The sequence below is a fragment of the Oceaniradius stylonematis genome, assembly GCF_003149475.2.
Classification (GTDB): domain Bacteria; phylum Pseudomonadota; class Alphaproteobacteria; order Rhizobiales; family Rhizobiaceae; genus Roseitalea; species Roseitalea stylonematis.
The window spans coordinates 48,945-69,033 of record NZ_QFWV02000008.1; the positions used below are offsets into that span (position 1 = coordinate 48,945).

General features: G+C 64.3%; 29 protein-coding genes. 19 read left to right on the forward strand and 10 right to left on the reverse strand.

Annotated elements, in window-relative coordinates:
* Positions 1-22: 22 nt before the first annotated feature.
* From DEM25_RS13400 to DEM25_RS13430, 7 genes are read right to left on the reverse strand one after another with little or no spacing between them, the layout of a single operon-like run.
* Positions 23-607 (reverse strand): NAD(P)H-dependent oxidoreductase, encoded by a 585-nt coding sequence (locus DEM25_RS13400; RefSeq protein ID WP_109766248.1) that lies wholly within the window; start codon positions 605-607, stop codon positions 23-25.
* The gene (locus tag DEM25_RS13405) at positions 607-1,188 is read right to left on the reverse strand and encodes an NAD(P)H-dependent oxidoreductase (RefSeq protein WP_109766249.1); all 582 of its coding nucleotides are present in this window, start codon (positions 1,186-1,188) and stop codon (positions 607-609) included. Before DEM25_RS13405 ends, DEM25_RS13400 begins: the two co-directional genes overlap by 1 nt.
* Positions 1,189-2,595, reverse strand: coding sequence for an FAD-binding oxidoreductase (locus DEM25_RS13410; protein ID WP_109766250.1), 1,407 nt, complete (start codon positions 2,593-2,595; stop codon positions 1,189-1,191).
* 3 nt (positions 2,596-2,598) lie between these two features.
* The gene (locus DEM25_RS13415; RefSeq protein WP_109766451.1) at positions 2,599-3,897 is read right to left on the reverse strand and encodes a cytosine deaminase; all 1,299 of its coding nucleotides are present in this window, start codon (positions 3,895-3,897) and stop codon (positions 2,599-2,601) included.
* A gap of 12 nt (positions 3,898-3,909) precedes the next feature.
* The gene (locus tag DEM25_RS13420; protein ID WP_439650686.1) at positions 3,910-4,782 is read right to left on the reverse strand and encodes an ABC transporter permease; all 873 of its coding nucleotides are present in this window, start codon (positions 4,780-4,782) and stop codon (positions 3,910-3,912) included.
* Positions 4,769-5,581 carry an ABC transporter ATP-binding protein gene (locus tag DEM25_RS13425; protein WP_245412911.1) on the reverse strand — a complete coding sequence of 271 codons (813 nt, stop codon included), beginning with the start codon at positions 5,579-5,581 and terminating at the stop codon, positions 4,769-4,771. Before DEM25_RS13425 ends, DEM25_RS13420 begins: the two co-directional genes overlap by 14 nt.
* Positions 5,582-5,596: 15 nt before the next feature.
* Entirely contained in the window at positions 5,597-6,589 is a 993-nt protein-coding gene (locus DEM25_RS13430; RefSeq protein WP_109766454.1) for an ABC transporter substrate-binding protein, read from the reverse strand.
* A gap of 248 nt (positions 6,590-6,837) precedes the next feature.
* Between DEM25_RS13430 and DEM25_RS13435 the strand changes: the two genes are divergently transcribed.
* From DEM25_RS13435 to DEM25_RS13520, 19 genes are all read left to right on the forward strand, one after another.
* Complete coding sequence (locus DEM25_RS13435; protein ID WP_109766455.1) at positions 6,838-7,239, forward strand: RidA family protein; 402 nt, start codon at positions 6,838-6,840, stop codon at positions 7,237-7,239.
* On the forward strand, positions 7,236-8,033 hold the full coding sequence (locus tag DEM25_RS13440) for a creatininase family protein (protein ID WP_109766251.1): 798 nt from the start codon (positions 7,236-7,238) through the stop codon (positions 8,031-8,033). The genes DEM25_RS13435 and DEM25_RS13440 overlap by 4 nt, the downstream gene beginning before the upstream one ends.
* Before the next feature lie 117 nt (positions 8,034-8,150).
* A complete protein-coding gene (locus tag DEM25_RS13445; RefSeq protein ID WP_109766456.1) occupies positions 8,151-8,453 on the forward strand; it encodes an urease subunit gamma in 303 nt (100 codons plus the stop codon).
* Complete coding sequence (locus DEM25_RS13450; RefSeq protein WP_109766252.1) at positions 8,450-8,746, forward strand: hypothetical protein; 297 nt, start codon at positions 8,450-8,452, stop codon at positions 8,744-8,746. Before DEM25_RS13445 ends, DEM25_RS13450 begins: the two co-directional genes overlap by 4 nt.
* Positions 8,743-9,048 (forward strand): urease subunit beta, encoded by a 306-nt coding sequence (locus tag DEM25_RS13455; RefSeq protein WP_109766253.1) that lies wholly within the window; start codon positions 8,743-8,745, stop codon positions 9,046-9,048. The genes DEM25_RS13450 and DEM25_RS13455 overlap by 4 nt, the downstream gene beginning before the upstream one ends.
* Entirely contained in the window at positions 9,048-9,455 is a 408-nt protein-coding gene (locus DEM25_RS13460; protein WP_109766254.1) for a lysozyme inhibitor LprI family protein, read from the forward strand. The genes DEM25_RS13455 and DEM25_RS13460 overlap by 1 nt, the downstream gene beginning before the upstream one ends.
* A 62-nt stretch (positions 9,456-9,517) precedes the next feature.
* Complete coding sequence (locus tag DEM25_RS13465) at positions 9,518-9,796, forward strand: AbrB/MazE/SpoVT family DNA-binding domain-containing protein (RefSeq protein ID WP_109766255.1); 279 nt, start codon at positions 9,518-9,520, stop codon at positions 9,794-9,796.
* A complete protein-coding gene (locus tag DEM25_RS13470) occupies positions 9,793-10,164 on the forward strand; it encodes a type II toxin-antitoxin system VapC family toxin (protein ID WP_109766256.1) in 372 nt (123 codons plus the stop codon). Before DEM25_RS13465 ends, DEM25_RS13470 begins: the two co-directional genes overlap by 4 nt.
* A gap of 1 nt (position 10,165) precedes the next feature.
* Entirely contained in the window at positions 10,166-11,878 is a 1,713-nt protein-coding gene (gene ureC, locus DEM25_RS13475; RefSeq protein WP_109766257.1) for an urease subunit alpha, read from the forward strand.
* A gap of 53 nt (positions 11,879-11,931) precedes the next feature.
* Positions 11,932-12,393: a DUF29 domain-containing protein gene (locus tag DEM25_RS13480; RefSeq protein ID WP_109766258.1), complete on the forward strand. Its 462-nt coding sequence runs from the start codon at positions 11,932-11,934 to the stop codon at positions 12,391-12,393.
* Positions 12,394-12,473: 80 nt separating this feature from the next.
* On the forward strand, positions 12,474-12,932 hold the full coding sequence (locus tag DEM25_RS13485; RefSeq protein ID WP_109766259.1) for a host attachment family protein: 459 nt from the start codon (positions 12,474-12,476) through the stop codon (positions 12,930-12,932).
* Positions 12,933-12,970: 38 nt separating this feature from the next.
* Positions 12,971-13,735, forward strand: a complete 765-nt coding sequence (locus DEM25_RS13490; RefSeq protein WP_158585267.1) for a hypothetical protein — start codon at positions 12,971-12,973, stop codon at positions 13,733-13,735.
* 135 nt (positions 13,736-13,870) lie between these two features.
* Positions 13,871-14,047, forward strand: a complete 177-nt coding sequence (locus DEM25_RS17810; RefSeq protein WP_158585268.1) for a hypothetical protein — start codon at positions 13,871-13,873, stop codon at positions 14,045-14,047.
* A gap of 50 nt (positions 14,048-14,097) precedes the next feature.
* Positions 14,098-14,601, forward strand: coding sequence for an urease accessory protein UreE (locus DEM25_RS13495; protein ID WP_109766262.1), 504 nt, complete (start codon positions 14,098-14,100; stop codon positions 14,599-14,601).
* Complete coding sequence (locus DEM25_RS13500; protein ID WP_245412912.1) at positions 14,594-15,253, forward strand: urease accessory protein UreF; 660 nt, start codon at positions 14,594-14,596, stop codon at positions 15,251-15,253. Before DEM25_RS13495 ends, DEM25_RS13500 begins: the two co-directional genes overlap by 8 nt.
* Positions 15,250-15,864 carry an urease accessory protein UreG gene (gene ureG, locus DEM25_RS13505; RefSeq protein ID WP_109766263.1) on the forward strand — a complete coding sequence of 205 codons (615 nt, stop codon included), beginning with the start codon at positions 15,250-15,252 and terminating at the stop codon, positions 15,862-15,864. Before DEM25_RS13500 ends, ureG begins: the two co-directional genes overlap by 4 nt.
* 110 nt (positions 15,865-15,974) lie before the next feature.
* A complete protein-coding gene (locus DEM25_RS13510; protein ID WP_109766264.1) occupies positions 15,975-16,997 on the forward strand; it encodes an ABC transporter substrate-binding protein in 1,023 nt (340 codons plus the stop codon).
* Positions 16,998-17,123: 126 nt separating this feature from the next.
* Entirely contained in the window at positions 17,124-17,894 is a 771-nt protein-coding gene (locus DEM25_RS13515) for an ABC transporter ATP-binding protein (RefSeq protein WP_109766458.1), read from the forward strand.
* Complete coding sequence (locus DEM25_RS13520) at positions 17,891-18,730, forward strand: ABC transporter permease (RefSeq protein ID WP_109766265.1); 840 nt, start codon at positions 17,891-17,893, stop codon at positions 18,728-18,730. The genes DEM25_RS13515 and DEM25_RS13520 overlap by 4 nt, the downstream gene beginning before the upstream one ends.
* Before the next feature lie 2 nt (positions 18,731-18,732).
* Here DEM25_RS13520 and DEM25_RS13525 read toward each other — a convergent pair whose 3' ends face one another.
* The 3 genes from DEM25_RS13525 to DEM25_RS13535 are packed head-to-tail and all read right to left on the reverse strand — an operon-like array spanning position 18,733 to position 20,089.
* The gene (locus tag DEM25_RS13525) at positions 18,733-19,020 is read right to left on the reverse strand and encodes a type II toxin-antitoxin system RelE/ParE family toxin (RefSeq protein ID WP_109766266.1); all 288 of its coding nucleotides are present in this window, start codon (positions 19,018-19,020) and stop codon (positions 18,733-18,735) included.
* Positions 19,001-19,198 carry a hypothetical protein gene (locus tag DEM25_RS13530; RefSeq protein WP_120222756.1) on the reverse strand — a complete coding sequence of 66 codons (198 nt, stop codon included), beginning with the start codon at positions 19,196-19,198 and terminating at the stop codon, positions 19,001-19,003. The genes DEM25_RS13525 and DEM25_RS13530 overlap by 20 nt, the downstream gene beginning before the upstream one ends.
* 30 nt (positions 19,199-19,228) lie before the next feature.
* The gene (locus DEM25_RS13535; protein ID WP_245412913.1) at positions 19,229-20,089 is read right to left on the reverse strand and encodes an MBL fold metallo-hydrolase; all 861 of its coding nucleotides are present in this window, start codon (positions 20,087-20,089) and stop codon (positions 19,229-19,231) included.

A 20,089-nucleotide genomic window follows, 5' to 3' on the forward strand; every position in this document is an offset into this window, starting at 1 on the left:
TTCAAGGGCGCCGCCGAGCCGCCTAAAAGGCCAGCATCTTGTCGCGCACACGCGCCAGAAACGCCGCGCGGCTTTGGGGCGTCGACACATCCATCAGATAGTGCGCCATGAAGACGGTCTTGCAGCGCTTGTGAAACAGCGCCCGCATGCCTCGGCTCAGTGTGCGTCTGCCCGGATGGCCGACCATGTGGGACCACCATTTCGGCGCGCCGCAGGTCGTCACGATGCCGAGTTTTCGGATGTGCGTCATTTTCGGGCTGATCCGGCCTGTATCCTTTGCGATGTCGAAGGTGATCTCCGGCGTCCAGACCCGGTCCAGCCAGCCTTTGAGCATCGCCGGCAGCCCGTACCACCAGGTCGGATAGACGAACACCATCGCATCGGCCCATTTGAGGTGTTCGGCATGGTCGGGCAGCGGATGCGGATTGCCGTCATCATTGTAGGTCCGCCGCTCATCGCACCCCATGACGGGATCGAACCCCATATCGTAGAGATCGAGCAGCCGCGTCTCATGGCCCGCCTCGCCGAGCGCCGCCATCACCGTGTCGCGCAGCGCCGCACAGAAGCTTTCCGGCACCGGGTGGCTGTAGATGACCAGAACGCGCATCAGAACCGGTCCATCGCCTGGCCGACCCGGTGCATGAACCGCCGGCGCGTTTCATCGGTCGAGCGGTTCATGTCGTAATGGGCAAGGTAGGAGAACGGCGCGCCGGGCTTGACGATCACCCGCAGCACCCGGTTGGCCAGCTTGCGCGGCGGATCGCCCATCAGGATGGCACGGGTGCGCGAGCCGCCATAGGTGGTGATCACCGCCACCTTGCCGATATTGTGCAGGCACGGTCGCACCTGGCCCTGATCCATCGTGAACGAGACGCCCGGCAGGAACACGCGGTCGAAATAGCCCTTGAGCATCGCCGGATAGCCGAAATTCCAGACCGGATAGCACAGCACCAATGCGTCGGCGGCGCGCAGCCGGTCGACATGGCCCTGGACCGGCGCCGTGTTTGCCCCGATGTCGTGATAACCGAGCCGCTCTTCACGCGTCAGCCGCGGATCGAAATCCTCGGCATAAAGGTTGCAATCGTCCACATCATGGCCCGCCGCCTCTAGTCGCTCGACGGCCCGCCTGTGCAGCGCGCCGTTGAAGCTCTCGGAGACCGGATGCGCATGCAGCACGAGGACGCGCATTCAACCGGCCTTCTGCAATCCCTTGAACAGCCAGACACCGCCTGAATCGAAATCATAATCCGGATCGTCCCAGGCGATCATCTTGCCCGGATTGAGCAGGCCCTTGGGGTCAGCCTCGCGCTTGAAGGCGAGTTGCACCGCATCGGTCTGCTTCATGCCGCCCTCTTCGAGCGTGTAGCGGTGCGGGTTGAAGATCGGCGCGCCGGTGGCGTTGAAGATGTCCATGATCTCCTCGAGCCGTTCTTCGGTCGAATAGCGCACCATGGGCAGGCCAAAGCAGGTCACATCGCCGTCGAACCGCACGAATTCGAGATGGTCGATCACCTCGCCTTCGAACCGGGTGTGCAACTCCTCGACCAACGCAAGCTGGTTGGGGAACGGATAGAGCACCTGCAGATAGGTGATCGCCGGATCGACTCGAAGTCCGCGCAGCGTGGTGTGGTTCCACGCCAGTTCATAGGCCGGCGGCAGGCCCTTCAGATCGTCGGCGCTCGTCTCCGACTGGTTGAAGGCGATGCGTCCGCCATGATCGCCGGCAAAGGCCAGAAACGCATCCAGCGACTGCGGCGCCACCATGACGAGCACGGTGTTCTCGCCTTGCTTCAGAAACTTCCGGTGCCGCTTGAAATAGTCGTACGGCGCGGGCGCGGCGACCACTGCATTGAGTTTGAGCAGGATGCCGTCCTGCCGGCCCAGTTCGTTGGCGAACCGCGCCGCCTCCATGAAATCGTCGAAGGCGACGATCACGTCGGCCCAATCATAGGCCGTTGTCAACGGCATCTCGACTTCGGTGATGATGCCGTTGGTGCCGTAGGCATGGGTAACCTTGTGCAGATCCGCGCCTGTCAGTTCGAGCACGCGCGGCTCGGCTTCCATCGTCACGACACGCAGCCGGATGACATTGCCCCAGTCGCGCAGGCCACCCCAGCGGATCGAGCCAACCCCGCCCGACCCGCCGGCAATGAAGCCGCCAATGGTCGCTGTGTGGGCGGTTGAAGGGTGCATCCGAAGCTCCTGATTGGATTCGGCTTTTGCCGCCTTGTCGAGGTCCGAGCAGATAACGCCCGGCCCGCACACCACCCGGCCCGGCGCGATCTCCTTGATTTCGTTCATGTCGGCAAGCGAGAGCACCACCCCGCCCGACAGCGGCATGGCCTGGCCGTAATTGCCGGTGCCCGTGCCGCGCGGCGTCACCGGCACGTCATGGGCAAAACAGGCCTTCAGGACGCGGATCAGTTCGTCCTCGTCCTTCGGCGAGACGATCAGATCGCCCGTCACATGGTCGAGCCGCTCCTTGAGCACGGGCGAATACCAGTAGAAGTCCCGGCTCTTCTGCTGGACGATCTTCTCATTGTCCTCGATCCTGATCCCGTCGATCGCAGCGCGCAGCGCATCCAGATTGCCCATGGTCTACTCCATCAGATGGTCGAGTTCGTCGTAGGCCGGAATGGTGCGGTCGATCAACGCGCCATTGCGAATGACCATGCGATTGGCCTCGGGCCGCGACAGGAGTTCGGTCCATGACCGCCCTTCATAGAGGATCAGGTCGGCGGGCTCGCCCACCGCGATCCGGCCATGGGCGGCGTCGAGCCCCATCGCTGCGGCGGGGTTGGCGAAAACCGTCTTCGGCCAGTCGCCGACCGGATGGTCGAAATGGCAGATGCGCGTCGCCATCCGGTAGACTTCGAGCATGTCGAGATCGCCATAGGCGTAGAACGGATCGCGCGTATTGTCCGAGGCGACGGCGACATTGATGCCGCGTGCGGCCATCTCGTGCAGCAGCGTGACCCCGCGCCAGCGCGGCGTCGTGCCGTCCGTGCGGCGGTCCTGCAGATAGAGATTGCACATGGGCAGCGAGACGACCGAGATGTTCTGCGCCGCCACCGCGTCGAGCGTCGCCAGAACCTCGGCGTCCGGCTGGCGCGCCAGCGAACAGCAATGGCCGACAAGGATCTGGCCGTCAAAACGGTGCCGCGCTGCTGCATCGGCAATGTGCCGCAGCGCGCGCGCATCCACATCGCCGGTCTCGTCGGCGTGAAAATCGAGGTCGAGGCCATGCTCTATGGCGGCAGCGAAGATGCGGTCGAGCAGCGCGTCCAGATCGGGCACCATATAGGCAACCGCGCCCAGCATGCCGCCGGCAGCCGCCACCCGGCTGGCGAGCGTTGCGAACCAGTCCGCATCGCGGACCCCCTCGATCCCCAGCAGGCACGCGCCCTGCAGCTCGATCCGCCCGGCCCAGCGCTCCCGCATCGCCTCGAACACCGGCCAGGAAATCGCATCCTGCGGCGAAATCGAATCGAGGTGCGTCCGAACCGCGCGCGTGCCATGGGCGTAAGCGCATCTGAGGCCGAACTCCATGCGCGCTTCGACATCGCCCGCCGACCAGTGGGCGACGCGATCCTCGCCGACGCTTTCAAGCGCGCCCATGAACGTGCCGTCCGGATTGGGACGGCGCGGCCAGATGTGACCCTTGTCCAGATGGGTGTGGCAATCGGTGAAGCACGGCGAAACGATCCGCCCGGCCATGTCGTTTTCGGCCCGGCGCACATCTGCCGCCGCCGGCACGATCGAGCCGATCCGGCCGTCGACGATCTCGATATCGTAAAGGCCGAACCCGTCCGTGTCGTGGCTGGCCGACGGCGCGGCAAGCCACGAAGCGTGCAGGCGCACGCGGCTCAGCGAGAAGCCGAAATTTCGCGTAACCAGTTCCTTGGCCACCTAATGCTCCTGGCTCAGCGCGCTCTCGTGCCAGCGCCGCAGGATGCGGTTGGACAGCCAGCTCAGCGCCAGGAAGATCACGATGCCGGTAAACGAGATCAGGATCAGCGCGGCGAACAGGCGCGGCGCGTTGAGCCGGTAGCCCGCCTCGATGATGCGGCTGGCGAGGCCGGACGACTGGCCGGCCGATCCCGCGACGAATTCGGCGACCACCGCGCCGATCAGGGCCAGCCCGCCGGCGATCTTCAGCCCGCCCAGGAAATAGGGCATCGCGGCAGGCAGCCGCAGATGCCAAAGCGTCTGCCAGCGCGTCGCGCCGTTCAGCTTGAACAGGTCGAGCAGGTTGCGGTCGACGGAATTGAGCCCGAGCGTGGTGTTCGACAGGATCGGGAAGAAGGCGACGATCCATGCGCACAGCAGGAGCTTGGCCGTCTGGTTCTCCACATAGATGTTGATCAGCGGGAAGATGGCGACGATCGGCGTGACCTGAAGGATCACCGCGAACGGAAAAAAGCTCATCTCCACCCATTTCGACTGGGTGAACAGCACCGACAGGCCGACCCCGCCGGCCACCGCCAGCAAGAGCGACAGGAAGGTGATCTTCAGCGTCACCCAGAGCGAGGAGAACAAAAGCCCCGCATCGGCGACCAGCGTTTCCAGCACGACGCCTGGCCGCGGCAGGATGAAATGCGGAATGTCGTTCCACACGCAGATGCGGTCCCAAAGCCAGATCGCGGTGACCATGATCATCAGGGGCAGCGCCCAACGGCCGATCTTCTCGAACCGCCTTTGACGCCGGCGGGCCAACTCCTCCGCATCGGCGCCGGCCAGCGCATCGGCCTGCATCGGCGCGGGCGCCTCAATGGTCGACATGGCCACCCTCCACCGGATCGAGCCCCATCGCCGCGCGCAGCATTGTCGATGCGCTGCGCATCACATGGGCATAGCCTTCGGACGTGCGGAAAGACTCGCTGCGCGGATAAGGCGCGTCGACCGCCATCTGGTCGAACACCCGGCCCGGATTGGCGGCCATCACCACGATCCGGCTCGCCAGATAGACGCTCTCGAACACCGAATGGGTGACGAAGATCACCGTGAAGCGCTCCTTTTCCCACAATGCCAGAAGGTCGTTGTTGAGCTGGTTGCGGGTGATCTCGTCGAGCGCCGCGAACGGTTCGTCCATCAACAGGACGCGCGGCCGCGTCACCAGCGCGCGGGCGATCGAGGTGCGCATCTTCATGCCGCCCGACAGTTCGCGCGGCACCGCCTCCTCAAAGCCCGTCAGATTGACCTGTTCGAGCACCGCCGCGACCCGGTCGCGCGCCGCATCGCGCGACACGCCCTGCAGGCGCAGCGGCAGCCAGACATTGTCGTAAACCGTCGCCCAGGGCATCAGCGTCGGCTCCTGAAAGACAAAGCCGACATCGGTCTTGCCCATGGGCGGGCCGAACCATTCGAGCCGGCCGGCGCTGGGCGCCGAAAGCCCGGCAATCAGCCTCAGGGCCGTCGACTTGCCGCAGCCCGACGGCCCCAGAAGCGACAGGAAATCGCCCTGGTTGATGGTCATGTCGACATCGCGCAGCGCGACGACATCGCCGAATGCCTTGCCGACGCCGCGCAACACCAGTTGCGTGTCGCCGGTTTCGGCCTCGATTGATGGCGCCGCGCTCACCGCGTGCTCGTCCGGTCAGGGCTTGAGATCAAGCCCGAGCCCCTGATTGACATAGTCGAGCGTATAGGCCGCCGAGATATCGATGCCTTCGGCCGCAACGCCCGCCGAAACCATCTTCTCGTAGAAGCTCTGCATGCGTTCGTCGGTCATCGCGCCGATGCCCATCGTTTCGGTGTCGCCCGAATCGACGATGCCATACTCTTTCAGCTTGTTGATCGAAAAGGCGATCTGCTCGTCGCTCATGTCGGGATTGTCGGCCTGGATCAGCGCGTTGGCGGCGGCGTTGTCGCCATAAAGGTAGTTGTACCAGCCCAGGATCGAGCCCTCGACGAAGCATTTGACCGCCTCGGGCTTCTCGTCGATCGACGCCTGCATCACCTCGATCGTCGTCGAATAGGTGTCGAAGCCGAAATCGGCGACCAGGAACAGGTTCGGCACGAACCCGCCTTCCCGCTCGACGGCGAACGGCTCCGATGTGATGTAGCCCTGCTGCACGGAGCGCGGATTGGCGATGAACGGAGCGGGATTGAACGTGTAGGGCACGCGCTTGGACGCATCGAACCCGAATTCGGTGATCATCCATTGATAGTAGCTCTGAAAGCCCTGATCGCCGAGGATGAACTCGTCCGCTTCCTTGAGGTCCTCGAAACTGTCGAAGCCCTGGTCCGGATGGGTCATCAGCACCTGCGGTTCCTTCTGGAACGAGGCCGCGACGACCACCACCGGAATGTCCTGTTCGACCGCCGAGAAGGCTTCGAGCATGTTGCCGCCCATATGCGCGTCGATCCGGCCGGCGAGCAGCAGCGCGCGATTGTTGACCTGCGGTCCGCCCTGCTGGATTTCGACATCGAGGCCGCACGCCTCGTAGGTGCCGTCGGCCACCGATTGGTAGAAGCCGCCATGTTCCGGCTGGGCCAGCCAGTTGGTGCCGAACACGAACTTGTCCGCGGCGTGCGCGCCCGATGCGGCAAAGGCCAGTGCGGTCGTGGCAAGAAGGATGCGTTTCATCGATGACACCTTTTTTGTTGGCATGGCGGCGCGGCGTGAGGCACCGGCCCGGCCATGCTTGTCCGATGCCGATGAGGATGCAAGCCCCGTGCCAGCGCGGCAGCGTTGAAGACCGCCACGCTTTTGCATCCCTGTCGAGGGGCCGGACGCGATGATCACAGGCAATCGGCGATGCTGGCGGCATGTGATGCCTTGTCATCGCGCCGCGCATTTGCATGATCGGCCCGATCCACCGGGGACCAGACCGAATGCTCATTCACCGCACGCCGGACACGATCCGCGCACCCTTCGCCAAATACAGCCATGCGGTCGAAGTCCCGCCGGGCACGCGTCTCCTGTTCTGCTCCGGCCAGCTCGGCATCGCGCCGGACGACGAGGTGCCGGCCGGCACCGAACCGCAGACCCGGCTTTGCTTTTCCAACATCGACGCGATCCTGCGCGATGCGGGCATGAGCCTTGAGAACATCGTGCGCATCAATGCGTTCGTCACGGGCCGCGAGCATCTGGCGCCCTATATGAAGGTGCGCGATGAACTGTTCGGCGACCCCGCGCCGGCTTCGACGCTGATGATCGTGTCGGGCTTTGCGCGGCCCGAATTCACCGTCGAGATCGAGGCGATCGCCGCCGCGCGCGCAGGAGACACTCCATGACCCGCAAGCTCTGGTGGGGCGATTTCACCGCCCGGCAGTTCGAGGGCCTCGACCCCGAGCGGACCATCGCCGTCCTGCCCGTCGCGGCAACCGAACAGCACGGCCCGCACCTGCCGGTCGCCACCGACCATGCGATCATGGAAGGCATGCTGGAGACCGTCTTCCCCCTGGTGCCCGACGATCTCGACGTGCGGTTCCTGCCGATCCAGTGCGCCGGCAAGTCCAACGAGCACATCCGCGTGCCGGGAACGCTGACCATCGGCGCGACGACGCTGATCGGCCATTGGAGCGATCTGGGCGATTCGATCGCCCGCGCCGGCATCAAAAAACTGGTGATCGTCAATTCGCACGGCGGAAACGAGGAGATCATGGGGATCGTCGCCCGCGAGATGCGCGTCCGCCACGACATGCTTGCCGTCAAGACGAGCTGGATGCGCTTTGGCTTTCCCGACGGGCTCTATTCGGACACCGAGCGCCAGTTCGGCATCCATGGCGGCGACGCCGAGACCTCCCTGATGCTGCATTTCCGGCCCGAAACCGTCGACATGGCCAAGGCGCGGGATTTTGCGTCCCGCACCGTCGAGGCCCGCGACACGTTCGACCATATCGCACCGCAGGGCACCCACGCCTGGGCATGGATCGCGTCGGACCTGCACCCCGAGGGCGTCGTCGGCGAAGCGACCCGCGCCACGGCCGAAAAGGGCGCGGCAACCGCAAGGCATCAGGCAGAGGGATTTGTCGGCTTGCTGGCCGATGTGGGCAAGGCGAAGCTGGCCGACTGGCTGCACGGCTGACCAGGGAACGGGCACTCGCCGCCCAAAATTTCAGCAGATTGCGCGGGTCTTGCAGCCTTTCCCGGCGCGCGTCGCCGGTCTAGCATCGGTTCAAAGACGATGCTCCGGGGACATGGCATGCAACTGACACCACGCGAAAAGGATAAGCTGCTCGTCGCCATGGCCGCCGAAGTGGCGCGCAAGCGGCTGGCGCGCGGCGTCAGGCTCAACCACCCCGAAGCGATCGCGCTGATCACCGACTTCGTGGTCGAGGGCGCGCGCGACGGCCGCACCGTCGCCGACCTGATGGCCGCCGGCGCCCATGTGATCACGCGCGACCAGTGCATGGAGGGCGTGCCCGAAATGATCCACGACATCCAGGTCGAGGCGACCTTTCCCGACGGCACCAAGCTGGTGACCGTCCACGAGCCGATCCGATGAACGAGCATGAGTACCCCTACAGCCTGATTATCCTTTGGGTTTCAATGCCACTCGGATTCTGGCTGAGCCGCTGGTTCCGTGACGACTGGCGGTTCTATCCAGTGAGTTTGGCACCGTTGGCCGTCGCCCTCATCAGTCGCTACAGCGGTCTTTTCGATTTCGCGCCGCTCAACCATCCCCTGCCCGATCTTGGCAATATGGGTAACTCGGTTGTTTATGTTGGCGTCGCGGTCGCGCTCTCGGTGTGGCTGGGGATGCGCGTTCGAGACAGCAGACAAAAGGACGAGCAATGATCCCCGGTGAAGTCACCACACCCGACACCGATATCGAGCTCAATGCCGGCGTGGAGACAATCACGCTGACCGTCGCCAACACCGGCGACCGGCCCGTGCAGGTGGGTTCGCACTATCATTTCTTCGAGACCAATCCGGCGCTCGAGTTCGACCGTGAGGCCGCACGCGGCTGCCGGCTGGACATTGCCGCCGGCACCGCCGTCCGCTTCGAGCCCGGCCAGACTCGCGACGTCACGCTGATCCATATCGGCGGCAATCACGAGGTCTATGGCTTCCGCAAGATGATCATGGGGAGCCTGTGATGCGCCTGCCGGTCGCCGTCGCGCTGTGCCTTGCCGCCCTGCCCGCCGCGGCGCAGGACTGGGACTGCGACAAACCGGCCGACCTGCCCCAACAAGGCATGAATTGGTGCGCATATCAGGACTGGCAGCGTGCGGACCGGGCGCTGAACGTCGCCTGGCCGCTGGTGGTCGAAAAGGCCAAGGCGCTGGACGAGATCAACCGCGAATATCATCCCGAACAGGCCAATTTTCACGACAATCTGCTCAAGGCCCAACGCGCATGGATCGACTATCGCGATGGCCATTGCGGCGCCGAGGGCGCGCAATATACCGGCGGCTCCATCCGCCCGCTGATCGAGAATTCCTGCAAGGCGCAGATGACGCGCATGCGGACCGAAGAACTGTTGCTGCTGCTGGAGGAGGGGTGACGGGTGTTCTTGACGCCACGCATCGGGTGCCTTACTTTTTATAAGAAATGTAAGGAGTTTGAATGACCGTATCTGCGAAGATCACATCCAAAGGCCAGGTCACGCTGCCGGTGGAATTGCGCCGGTCGCTGGGCTTGAAGCCCGGCGATCAGGTCGATTTCCGACGGACTTCAGAAGGCAACTACGAACTGGTTGCACGGACGAAGTCGTTCGAGGATCTGCATGGGATCATCGAGGTGGACGGCCGGCCACCAACAGCTGATGATATCGTCGACATCGTTCATCGGGCACGCATCGATCGTGCCGAGCACATTGTCTCGCGCCTGAAAGACGACCAGTGACCGGCCTTGATACGAACGTGCTGCTCGGCTGGCTGCTGAACCGCCGGTCGAAATTGCCAGGCGGCGGTCCCTTTCGGATCAGCCTGATCGTTCTTGTCGAGCTTGTCTGGGTTTTGCAGAGCCAGTTCCGCAACTCTCGTTCCGAGATTGCGTCGATCATTGAAACGCTCCTCCAGATTCCGGACGTTGACGTTGCCGGCCGCGACGCCGTCAAAGCCGCGCTGGACGATTTCCGCGACGGTGGCGCGGATTTTGCCGACTATTTGATCGGCCACGACAACGCACTGTCCGGCTGCGAGACGACGTGGACCTGTGACCGGAAAGCCGGCCGAAACCCTCGCTTCACCCTCCTCCAAATGGAAAACTGACATGCCCGCCCGCATTTCCCGCGCCGCCTATGCCGACATGTTCGGCCCCACCACAGGCGACAAGGTGCGCCTGGCCGACACCGAACTGTTCATCGAGGTGGAAAACGACTTCACCACCTATGGCGAAGAGGTGAAGTTCGGCGGCGGCAAGGTGATCCGCGACGGTATGGGGCAATCGCAGGTGACCCGTCATGACGGTGCGGTCGACACCGTCATCACCAACGCGCTGATCGTCGATGTCACCGGCATCTACAAGGCCGATGTCGGCCTGAAGGACGGGCGCATCGCCGCCATCGGCAAGGCCGGCAATCCCGACACCCAGTCGGGCGTCGACATCATCATCGGCCCGGGCACCGAGGCGATCGCCGGCGAAGGCAGAATATTGACCGCCGGCGGGTTCGACAGCCACATCCATTTCATCTGCCCGCAGCAGATCGACGATGCGCTGATGTCTGGCGTGACGACCATGCTCGGCGGTGGCACCGGCCCCGCGCACGGCTCGCTCGCCACCACCTGCACGCCCGGGCCCTGGCACATCGGCCGGATGATCCAGTCCGCCGATGCTTTCCCGATGAACCTTGCCTTTGCCGGCAAGGGCAACGCCTCCCTGCCAGCGGCCCTTGAGGAACAGGTGCTGGGCGGCGCCTGCGCGCTGAAGCTGCACGAGGATTGGGGCACGACGCCGGCCGCCATCGATTGCTGCCTGAAGGTGGCCGACGCGTTCGACGTGCAGGTCATGATCCACACCGACACGCTGAACGAGAGCGGATTTGTGGAATCCACCATCGAGGCGATCCATGGCCGCACCATCCATGCCTTCCACACCGAGGGCGCCGGCGGCGGGCACGCGCCGGACATCATCAAGATCTGCGGCCTGCCGAACGTGCTGCCGTCCTCGACCAACCCGACGCGGCCCTACACGGTCAACACGATCGATGAGCATCTCGACATGCTCATGGTCTGCCATCACCTCGACAACAACATTCCCGAAGATGTGGCGTTCGCCGAGAGCCGCATCCGCAAGGAGACCATCGCCGCCGAGGACATTCTGCATGATATGGGCGCGTTCTCCATCATCGCGTCCGACAGCCAGGCGATGGGCCGCGTCGGCGAAGTGGTCATCCGCACCTGGCAGACCGCCGACAAGATGAAGCGCCAGCGCGGCGCCCTGCCCGAGGAGCAGGGCGACAACGACAATTTCCGCGTCCGGCGCTACATCGCCAAATACACGATCAACCCGGCCATCGCGCATGGTATCTCGAACGAGATCGGCTCCATCGAAGTCGGCAAGCGCGCCGATCTGGTGCTGTGGGACACGGCATTCTTCGGCGTCAAGCCGGCGATGATCCTGCTCGGCGGCTCGATCGTCGCCGCCCCCATGGGCGATCCGAACGCCTCGATCCCGACGCCTCAGCCGGTCCATTACCGGCCGATGTTCGGCGCCTTCGGCAAGGCGCTGACCAATTCCTCGGTGACCTTCGTTTCCAAGGCGGCGATCGAGGACGGCCTTGCCCACAAGCTGGAAACGGCAAAGGAAATGGTCGCGGTCGATAATGTGCGCGGCGGCATTTCCAAGGCCGATCTCAGGCTCAACGATGCAACGCCGACGGTCGAAGTTGACCCGGAAACCTACGAGGTCCGCGCGGACGGCGAGTTGCTCACCTGCGAGCCGGCGGGCGTTTTGCCCATGGCGCAGCGATATTTCCTGTTCTGAGGGAGCGCGCGCTGACCAATTCCCAACCGACCCCGGTTGCGATAGAATGAGGCATGAACAAGCACGCCCGTCTCGAAAAGCCTCGCGCCTATGATGCGGACTATTACGGCTGGACCCTGGACCAGGCGGCGGCCGTGCGCGCCGGGCGTTTCGACCTGGTGGACCGCGAGAACCTTGCCGAGGAGATCGAAAGCTTGGGCAAGAGCGAAAAACGCGAAATCGAAAACCGGCTGGTATTGGTCCTCCTTCATCTTCTCAAATGGCAGTTCCAACCGGAGAAACGAAAAGGCGGATGGGAAGCGAGCATCCAGATTCAGCGCAAGAGCCTCAGCAAGCTTTTGCAAGAGAATCCGAGCCTCAGGCACTATCCGGGCGAGGAGCTGGATGACAGCTATGTAAAGGCCCGCCTTGCCGCCGAAAAGGAAACCGGAATCGCCTATGAAGCCTTCCCGGACGACTGCCCGTACACGGTCGAACAGGTCCTCGACGACGCGTTCCTGCCCGACGGGGCCTGAATCCTGAGAAAAACTCGGCGCCCACCGCCGCAACCTTCGCATCTACAAGGCGTTTAGAACCCGTTCGAAGGAGGCTTCCGATGACAGACAAGATCACGCTCAAGCACGACGGATGGCTGGTCGTCGCCGATGGCGAAAAGGCGCTGTTCCTGCGTAACGAAGGCGACGAGAAGTTCCCCAACCTCGAAGTCTTCCGCGAGAAGGAGCAGGACAATCCGCCCAATCGCGAGCAGGCGGCCAACAGGCGGGGACGGTTCAATGACGGCCCCAATGTCCACCGCAGCGCCGTCGACGACACGGACTGGCACCAGTTGGGCAAGGACCGGTTCGCCGCCGAACTGGCCGATATCCTCTACAAGCAGGCCCACAAGGGCCGGTTCGAGCAGCTTATCCTTGTCGCCGCGCCAGGCGTATTGGGCCAGATGCGCAAGGAACTGCATCAGGAGGTCACCGGCCGCATCGTCGGCGAAGTGGACAAGGATCTGACCAACCACCCGGTCGGCGAAATCGAGAAGCTGGTGCTGCACTCGGAAGGCTAGGAAAAGCGCGCCGGACCGCTTATGCCGGAACCATGTCCGTGCGCTTTGCCTCCCGCGATCATGCCTTCGACGGCTACCCTTGGCTGGCGCACCATGTCCACGCCTGGCAAAGCCAGGCCCTCGATCCCTCGGCCGACCGGTTCGAGCCGGGCGACGAGGTCTTCATGGAGCTGGACGACGAAGACGCGACCGTCCTCACCGAGGCCCTCGCCAGCCAGCTCAACCGGGAGCACGAAGCGCAACTGGCCGCACTGCGCGACGATTTTCGCGGCCCGCTGCGCGACGGCAAAAGCATCGCGTTCACCGTCGCCGAACCGCCCGGCGCAACGCCCGAACAAAGCGCTGCCATGGCCGGACCGGCGCTCAGCGACCTGTGCCGGGCGCTTGGGTGCGACGAAGTCGCGATCCTGCCCATGACGCGCAGGCCCATCCTCGTGCAGCGGAACAAAGCCAGCGAGACCGCCCACGAAACGCTGCAGGCATTGGGACTGAAGCCGGATTTCGATGGCGCCATGATCGGCGCCCCCGATGCCATCGCCCCGTTCGTCGGCCCGCTTTTCCGGATCGCGCGTTGCAATGCATCCGCGCCCTATATCGCCTTCGGCATGAAGGGATTGGCGGTCGCCGGCGCCTTCTGCAAACATGTCAATTTTCACTTCGACAGCTACGATCGGGGCGACGCGGACCGTCTGTCGCATGCGCTCGCCGGATGCGGCTTTGCCGTGCCCGATGACGGCATATGCGGCGAACGGTTCTCGGAAACCGGCGCCATCGAAGGCCGGCGGCTGGATCTGAACCCTTAGACAATCCGGCCACCGCCGCCGCCGCGCCGCAAGGATGTCTTCGACCATGCGTTTTGCGCATGGCAGACCTGCGCCGGCGATCCTTGCTGCGATGCAGCAACATGCCTATCTGTCTGGCATAGAAAGGAAAAGTCCATGCCGAGCCCAAATGCCCGTTCGTTCTTCCATCCCGTCGGACGCTTCATGCGCGGTGCCGCTGAGACCATCGAGTTCGCACGCAAGGCCCACGCCATCACACAGACCCCTGACGATGTTTTCGCCGCCCGCGGCACCACCCGGCAGGCTGCCCTGCGCGAGCTGATCGACCAGTAACGGCAATTGATCGTCTGGACGCCCGTGGCGATCTGGTGTTGTCTCGTGCCATGACCGAGGCCCCTTCTTCTTTGCCCACCTGCTGGTCCATCGCCCGAACCTTCGACAATCCCGCCGGCACCATCACGCTCGATGAGACCGCGCGCCACCGGCGGCGCGTGAAGATGGTGGCCGACAATGGCGTGGCGTTCCTGCTCGACCTGCCCGTAGCGCGGCTCCTGCGCCATGGCGACGGTCTGGTTCTGGACGATGGCCGCATCATCGAGGTGCGCGCCGAAGCCGAACCGCTGATCGAGGTGCGCGGCCGCGATCCGCGCCATCTTCTGGCGCTCGCCTGGCAGATCGGCAACCGGCATCTGGCCGCGCAGATCGAGCCTGACCGCATCCTGATCCGCCATGATCATGTGATCGCCGAGATGCTGGCAGGCCTTGGCGCAACGCTCACCGAGGTGAGCGAACCGTTCGATCCCGAAGGCGGCGCCTATGGCGATGCGCACGCATCGCACCATCACCATCATCACGGCGATCACGATCATGGCCACAGCCATGACTGACACCACCGCCCTGATCCGGCTGATGAGCTGGCTTTCACCGGTCTTTCCGACCGGTGGATTTGCCTATTCGGCCGGGCTCGAACAGGCCGTCGCCGACGGCGCGGTAACGAACGCCGCGTCGCTCCATGGCTGGATCGCCACCACGCTCGTCCACGGCGCGCCATGGAACGACGCGGTCCTTCTCGCCGAAGCCCATCGCGCGTCGGACAATCTCGACGACATCGCGGACCTCGCCGAACTGGGCCGCGCGCTCTGCGTCTCCGCCGAACGCCGCCGTGAAACCGTCGACCAGGGCGCCGCCTTCCTCGATGCCGCCGCGCACTGGTTCGGTCCCGGCGCCCTGCCGCCGCGCGAAACGCCCCTGCCCGTCGCCATTGGCGCAGCGGCCGGCCTTGCCGGCATCGATGCCGAAGCCGCCCTTGCCGCCTTTCTCAACACGCTGGTCACCAACCAGCTCCAATGCGCCATCCGGCTTTCGGTCACGGGCCAGACCGGCGCGGCCCAGATCCTTGCCGCGCTCGAGCCGTCAGTCGCCGACATGGCGCGCCGCGCCGCTGCTGCGACAACGGATGATCTTGGCGGCAGCGCGTTTGGCGCCGATATTGCATCCATGACCCACGAAACACTTCAACCGCGGCTGTTCCTGTCATGACATCCTCCCACGGCCCGTTGCGCGTCGGCATTGGCGGGCCGGTTGGCACCGGCAAGACAACGCTGACCGCGCGCCTGTGCGAGGCGATGCGCGACACCCATTCGGTCGCCGTCATCACCAACGACATCTATACGCGCGAGGATGCCGAGGCGCTGACACGCATGCAGGCGCTGCCCGCCGACCGGGTGCTGGGCGTCGAGACCGGCGGCTGCCCGCACACCGCCATCCGCGAAGACGCCTCGATCAATCTGCGCGCCATCGAGCAGATGACCGGCCGCCATCCCGATCTGGACGTGATCTTCATCGAATCGGGCGGCGACAATCTCGCCGCCACCTTCTCGCCCGATCTGGCGGACCTCTCCCTTTACGTCATCTCGGTCTGCCAAGGCGGCGACATTCCGCGCAAGGGCGGCCCGGCCATCACCCGCTCGGACCTGCTGATCATCAACAAGGCCGATCTGGCGCCCCATGTCGGCGTCGATCTCGACCGGATGGACGCCGACGCCCGCGCCAACCGACAGGGCCGGCCGCACCTGTTCACCGATCTCAGGGGCGGTGAGGGTGTCGAGGCGATCGTCGGCTTTTTGAGCGACCAGGGCGGGCTCGCCTAGGCAATTGCCCACAGATTATGCACAGTCGTTTTGCGCTTGATATTTGTGCAACCGCTGGTGCACTCTTCCGGCAAGGCGCTTGACGCGCCGCACAACAGGGAAGAACAAACATGCGCACATTTCTGGGAGCCACTCTGTCGGGGGCTTTGGCGGCGCTGGCGCTGACCGCCACGACCGCCTTTGCCGAAACCGACCTGAAATTCACCCTCGACTGGAAGTTCGAGGCGCCGTCGGCGCCCTTCTTCATCGCGCTGGACGAGGGCTATTTCGCCGAGGAAGGCCTGAACGTCACCATCGATTCGGGCGCGGGCAGCCGCGAGAGCATCCCGCGCGTCGCCACCGGCGCCTATGACATGGGCTTTGGCGACGTCAACGCGCTGATCAAGTTCATCGAGGAAAACCCCGAGCAGAAAGTGACAGCCGTGATGATGGCCTATGAACGGCCGCCCTTCGCGGTGATCGGCCTCAGAAGCCAGGGCATTACCGAAGATCCCGCTTCGCTCGAAGGCAAGACGCTCGGCGCCCCGCCGCCGGACGCCGCCTTCGGCCAGTGGCCGGCCTTCGTCGAGGCCGCCGGCATCGACACGTCGGACATCACCATCGAAAATGTCGGCTTTCCGGTGCGCGAGCCGATGCTGGCCCAGGGCCAGGTCGACGCGATCTTCGGCTTTTCCTTCTCGTCGGTGATCAATCTGAAGGCCCAAGGCGTCTCCGAGGATGACATCGTGCCGATCATGATGGGCGAAAACGGGCTCGACCTTTACGGCAATGTGGTCATGGTCAACCCCGGCTTTGCCGAGGAAAACCCCGACGCGGTCAAGGGCTTCCTGCGCGCGCTGATCAAGGGATATCGCGACACCATCGCCGATCCGGAAGGCGCGATGGACCATGTGCTCGAGCGCAACGGCGTCCTCAGCAAGGAAGTCGAAATCGACCGTATCAACATGGCGATCGAGCAATCCATCCTGACACCGGCCGTGCAGGAAAACGGCTTCGGCGATGTCGACATGGAAAAGCTTGCCAAGACCATGGAATGGCTCGCCATCTCCATGGATGTTCAGAACCCGCCCGCGCCGGAAGATGTGTTCGACCCGTCCTTCCTGCCGCCCAAGGAAGAGCGCATGCTGCAATAGGCAGCGCGTCCCGCAAACCAAAGCGGCGCCGGATGTGGACATTGACCGCATCCGGCGTTTGACTGGATGGACCGAACCGAAGGGCAGGACGTGACCAGCCATCTCGTCACCATCGACAATGTGGACATGCGCTATGGCGGCCCCGGCGGCACGCTTGCCGTCTCCGGCCTGACGCTGCATGTCGAAAAGGGCGAGTTCACCGCCGTCGTTGGCCCGTCCGGCTGCGGCAAGTCGACATTGATGAAGCTGGTGACCGGGCTCTACATCCCGCAGGTCGGTGCGATCACCGTCGCCGGCAAGGAGGTGACCGAGCCGGTCTCCATCGTCGGCATGGCGTTCCAGAACCCGACACTGCTGCCGTGGCGAACGACGCTCGACAACATTTTGCTGCCGCTCGAAATCGTCCAGAAACACCGCCGGCGCCTGCGCGCCAACAAGGCTGAATATGTCGAAAAGGCCGAGCATCTTCTCGAAACGGTCGGCCTCAAGGGCTTCGGCGACAAGTTCCCCTGGCAGCTTTCCGGCGGGATGCAGCAGCGGGCGAACCTCTGCCGCGCGCTGATCCACGAGCCCGACCTGTTGATGCTCGACGAGCCGTTCGGCGCGCTCGACGCCTTCACCCGCGAGGAACTGTGGTGCGTCATCCGCGACCTGCATCACGAGACCGACGTGACGATCCAGCTCGTCACCCACGATCTGCGCGAGGCGGTGTTCCTGGCCGACCGTATCTTCGTGATGAGCGCCCGCCCGGGCCGCATCATCGACACCCACGCCGTGCCGTTCGAGCGGCCCCGCGATCTTGAAATCATGTACACGCCCGAATTCACCGATCTTGTGCACGATCTGCGCGGCCAGATCGCCCAGGCGCGCACCGAGCAGCTGGAGGCCGCCCAATGAGCGCGCCGGCCGGCAGCAAGCCCGCCGAGCCACCGGCGGACACGGTTGCGGCCCCGCCCGCGCCAAGGCAGTTCCCGTGGATCAAGGCGGCGCCATGGCTCTACACGATCGCGCTGTTCGCGATCTGGGAAGCGAGCGTTCACCTGTTCGCGCTGCCGCAATACGTGCTGCCCGCGCCCTCGGTGATCCTCGGCGCCATCATCCAGTACTGGCCGACCATCTGGACCAACTCGGTCCAGACGCTCTACACGACGCTCGTCGGCTTTGCGATGGCGGTCGCCGGCGGGCTCGCTCTGGGTCTGCTCGTTGGCTGGTCGCGCTTCATCTATGCCGGGCTCTACCCGCTGATGATCGGCTTCAACGCCATCCCCAAGGTCGCGGTCGTGCCGATCCTCGTCATCTGGTTCGGCATTGGCGACGTGCCGGCGATCCTGACCGCCTTCCTGATCGCCTTCTTCCCGATCGTGGTGAATGTCGCCACCGGCCTTGCCACCATCGAGCCGGAGATGGAGGACGTGCTGCGCGCGCTCGGCGCCAAGAAGATGGACGTCATGCTCAAGGTCGGCATCCCGCGTTCGATGCCCTACTTTTTCGGCTCGCTGAAGATCGCGATCACGCTGGCTTTCGTCGGCTCGGTGATCTCCGAGACCATCGCCGCCAATTCGGGCCTCGGCCACATGATGCTGGCCGCCCAGAGCCAGTTCAACGTGCCGCTGGTCTTTGCCGGGCTGATCATGCTGGCGATCGAGGGCATCGCCATGTACGCGCTGATGGCCTGGATCGAAAAGCGCACCACCGGCTGGGCGCACCGCTCGGGCATGGCGCAGGGGGATTGAGTTCAGACCTCCGGCGGATATTTCAGACGACCGTGAAGAATGCGCTCCACGTCGATGAAATAGGCGTCGGGAACCGTGTAGACGATGATGAATGGCGTACGCGGCACGATCAGTTCTCGAGTGCCGTCAACACGGCCGTCCTTGCCCAGCAGAGGGAACAGCTCAAGTTGCCCGATTGTCGTGAATATGGCGGACAGCACGCGCTGGAGACCCTGCGGGCTCCGCGGTTCGAGATAGTCACGGATGGTATGGAGATCCGTCTCGGCGTCTTCACTGAGACGAGCGTGCATTGAAACCGAAGGACTGCATCACGTCGTCGAGCGTGCGGTAACCGAGCTTGCCTGACTTCTTTTTGGCAAGCGTCTTGTCGATCTCGGCCCTCAGCCAAGCATCGTGCTCGTCGGAAACGTCTCCGCCTTGCAAGGGTTCAAGCCAGTGATCGGCTGATTTGGTGTCCAACTCACGCATGGCGCCAGTCTACACCGATTTGACCCATCATCAAACGCCGATCGCCATCCCGTCGCGGCCGATATGCAGCGGGCCTTCATAGCCGCCTGCACGGACCGCTTTCTCCCAGACCGTATCGGTGATGGCCGGATCGTCGACCGGCAGCAGATGGTTGAGCGCCAGCGCCTTCACCCCCGCCTCCGCTGCCAGCCTTCCGACATCTTCGGCATCGGAATGGCTGGCCTCCAGATGCTGTTTCAGGCGCGCCCCATTGCCGACGCGCGCCGCCAGCCGGTCGACTCCTTCGGCGATCATCGCCTCATGCACGAGCAGATCGGCGCCGCGGGCAAAACCGGCGAACCCGTCGAACGGCGCCGTGTCGCCGGACACGACCACAGTCTTGCCGCCGGCCTCGAACTTCAGGGCATAGCTTTCATTGATCGGCGGATGCCGGTTGAGCAGCGCCGAGACCTGCACCGGGCCGATCCGCGCGAAACCGCCCTCGCCCATCGGCGCGATCCAGACGAGCGAATCGATATCCGGGCGCCCCTCGTCGGCGATCCGTGTTTCGATGTCGAACGCCATCGAGCGCTGGAAGGCGTGCCAATAGGCGCTCAGCCCCGCCGGCCCGTGGACGCTGACGGGCGTCTTCAAGCCCGCCGTCCAGGCAGTGTGGATCAGCGGTCCCAGTTCGAGATAATGGTCCGAATGCAGATGGGTGACGATGATCGACGACAGGTCCGGCAGGCGCATGCCGGCCTCGACCAGACCGCGCGTGACGCCGAGCCCGCAATCGACGACGATACGCTGCCCGGCCAGCTCGATTAGCGTTGCCGTCGGCATCCGCATGTCCGGACCCGGGTAGATCGCCGGCCCGCCCTTGGTGCCCAGCAGCGTGATCGTGTCGCCCAA

What these genes read in the sequence shown, in the direction of transcription:
- DEM25_RS13515 (WP_109766458.1), top strand. Translation starts at nt 17,124, where the DNA reads ATGCGCTATGGCGGCCCCGGCGGCACGCTTGCCGTCTCCGGCCTGACG.
- DEM25_RS13530 (WP_120222756.1), bottom strand. Translation starts at nt 19,198, where the DNA reads ATGCGTGAGTTGGACACCAAATCAGCCGATCACTGGCTTGAACCCTTG.
- ureC (WP_109766257.1), top strand. Translation starts at nt 10,166, where the DNA reads ATGCCCGCCCGCATTTCCCGCGCCGCCTATGCCGACATGTTCGGCCCC.
- DEM25_RS13510 (WP_109766264.1), top strand. Translation starts at nt 15,975, where the DNA reads ATGCGCACATTTCTGGGAGCCACTCTGTCGGGGGCTTTGGCGGCGCTG.
- DEM25_RS13500 (WP_245412912.1), top strand. Translation starts at nt 14,594, where the DNA reads ATGACTGACACCACCGCCCTGATCCGGCTGATGAGCTGGCTTTCACCG.
- DEM25_RS13520 (WP_109766265.1), top strand. Translation starts at nt 17,891, where the DNA reads ATGAGCGCGCCGGCCGGCAGCAAGCCCGCCGAGCCACCGGCGGACACG.
- DEM25_RS13430 (WP_109766454.1), bottom strand. Translation starts at nt 6,589, where the DNA reads ATGAAACGCATCCTTCTTGCCACGACCGCACTGGCCTTTGCCGCATCG.
- DEM25_RS13445 (WP_109766456.1), top strand. Translation starts at nt 8,151, where the DNA reads ATGCAACTGACACCACGCGAAAAGGATAAGCTGCTCGTCGCCATGGCC.
- DEM25_RS13480 (WP_109766258.1), top strand. Translation starts at nt 11,932, where the DNA reads ATGAACAAGCACGCCCGTCTCGAAAAGCCTCGCGCCTATGATGCGGAC.
- DEM25_RS13525 (WP_109766266.1), bottom strand. Translation starts at nt 19,020, where the DNA reads ATGCACGCTCGTCTCAGTGAAGACGCCGAGACGGATCTCCATACCATC.
- DEM25_RS13485 (WP_109766259.1), top strand. Translation starts at nt 12,474, where the DNA reads ATGACAGACAAGATCACGCTCAAGCACGACGGATGGCTGGTCGTCGCC.
- DEM25_RS13405 (WP_109766249.1), bottom strand. Translation starts at nt 1,188, where the DNA reads ATGCGCGTCCTCGTGCTGCATGCGCATCCGGTCTCCGAGAGCTTCAAC.
- DEM25_RS13410 (WP_109766250.1), bottom strand. Translation starts at nt 2,595, where the DNA reads ATGGGCAATCTGGATGCGCTGCGCGCTGCGATCGACGGGATCAGGATC.
- ureG (WP_109766263.1), top strand. Translation starts at nt 15,250, where the DNA reads ATGACATCCTCCCACGGCCCGTTGCGCGTCGGCATTGGCGGGCCGGTT.
- DEM25_RS13495 (WP_109766262.1), top strand. Translation starts at nt 14,098, where the DNA reads ATGACCGAGGCCCCTTCTTCTTTGCCCACCTGCTGGTCCATCGCCCGA.
- DEM25_RS13440 (WP_109766251.1), top strand. Translation starts at nt 7,236, where the DNA reads ATGACCCGCAAGCTCTGGTGGGGCGATTTCACCGCCCGGCAGTTCGAG.
- DEM25_RS13400 (WP_109766248.1), bottom strand. Translation starts at nt 607, where the DNA reads ATGCGCGTTCTGGTCATCTACAGCCACCCGGTGCCGGAAAGCTTCTGT.
- DEM25_RS13450 (WP_109766252.1), top strand. Translation starts at nt 8,450, where the DNA reads ATGAACGAGCATGAGTACCCCTACAGCCTGATTATCCTTTGGGTTTCA.
- DEM25_RS13460 (WP_109766254.1), top strand. Translation starts at nt 9,048, where the DNA reads ATGCGCCTGCCGGTCGCCGTCGCGCTGTGCCTTGCCGCCCTGCCCGCC.
- DEM25_RS13420 (WP_439650686.1), bottom strand. Translation starts at nt 4,782, where the DNA reads ATGTCGACCATTGAGGCGCCCGCGCCGATGCAGGCCGATGCGCTGGCC.
- DEM25_RS17810 (WP_158585268.1), top strand. Translation starts at nt 13,871, where the DNA reads ATGCCGAGCCCAAATGCCCGTTCGTTCTTCCATCCCGTCGGACGCTTC.
- DEM25_RS13455 (WP_109766253.1), top strand. Translation starts at nt 8,743, where the DNA reads ATGATCCCCGGTGAAGTCACCACACCCGACACCGATATCGAGCTCAAT.
- DEM25_RS13465 (WP_109766255.1), top strand. Translation starts at nt 9,518, where the DNA reads ATGACCGTATCTGCGAAGATCACATCCAAAGGCCAGGTCACGCTGCCG.
- DEM25_RS13435 (WP_109766455.1), top strand. Translation starts at nt 6,838, where the DNA reads ATGCTCATTCACCGCACGCCGGACACGATCCGCGCACCCTTCGCCAAA.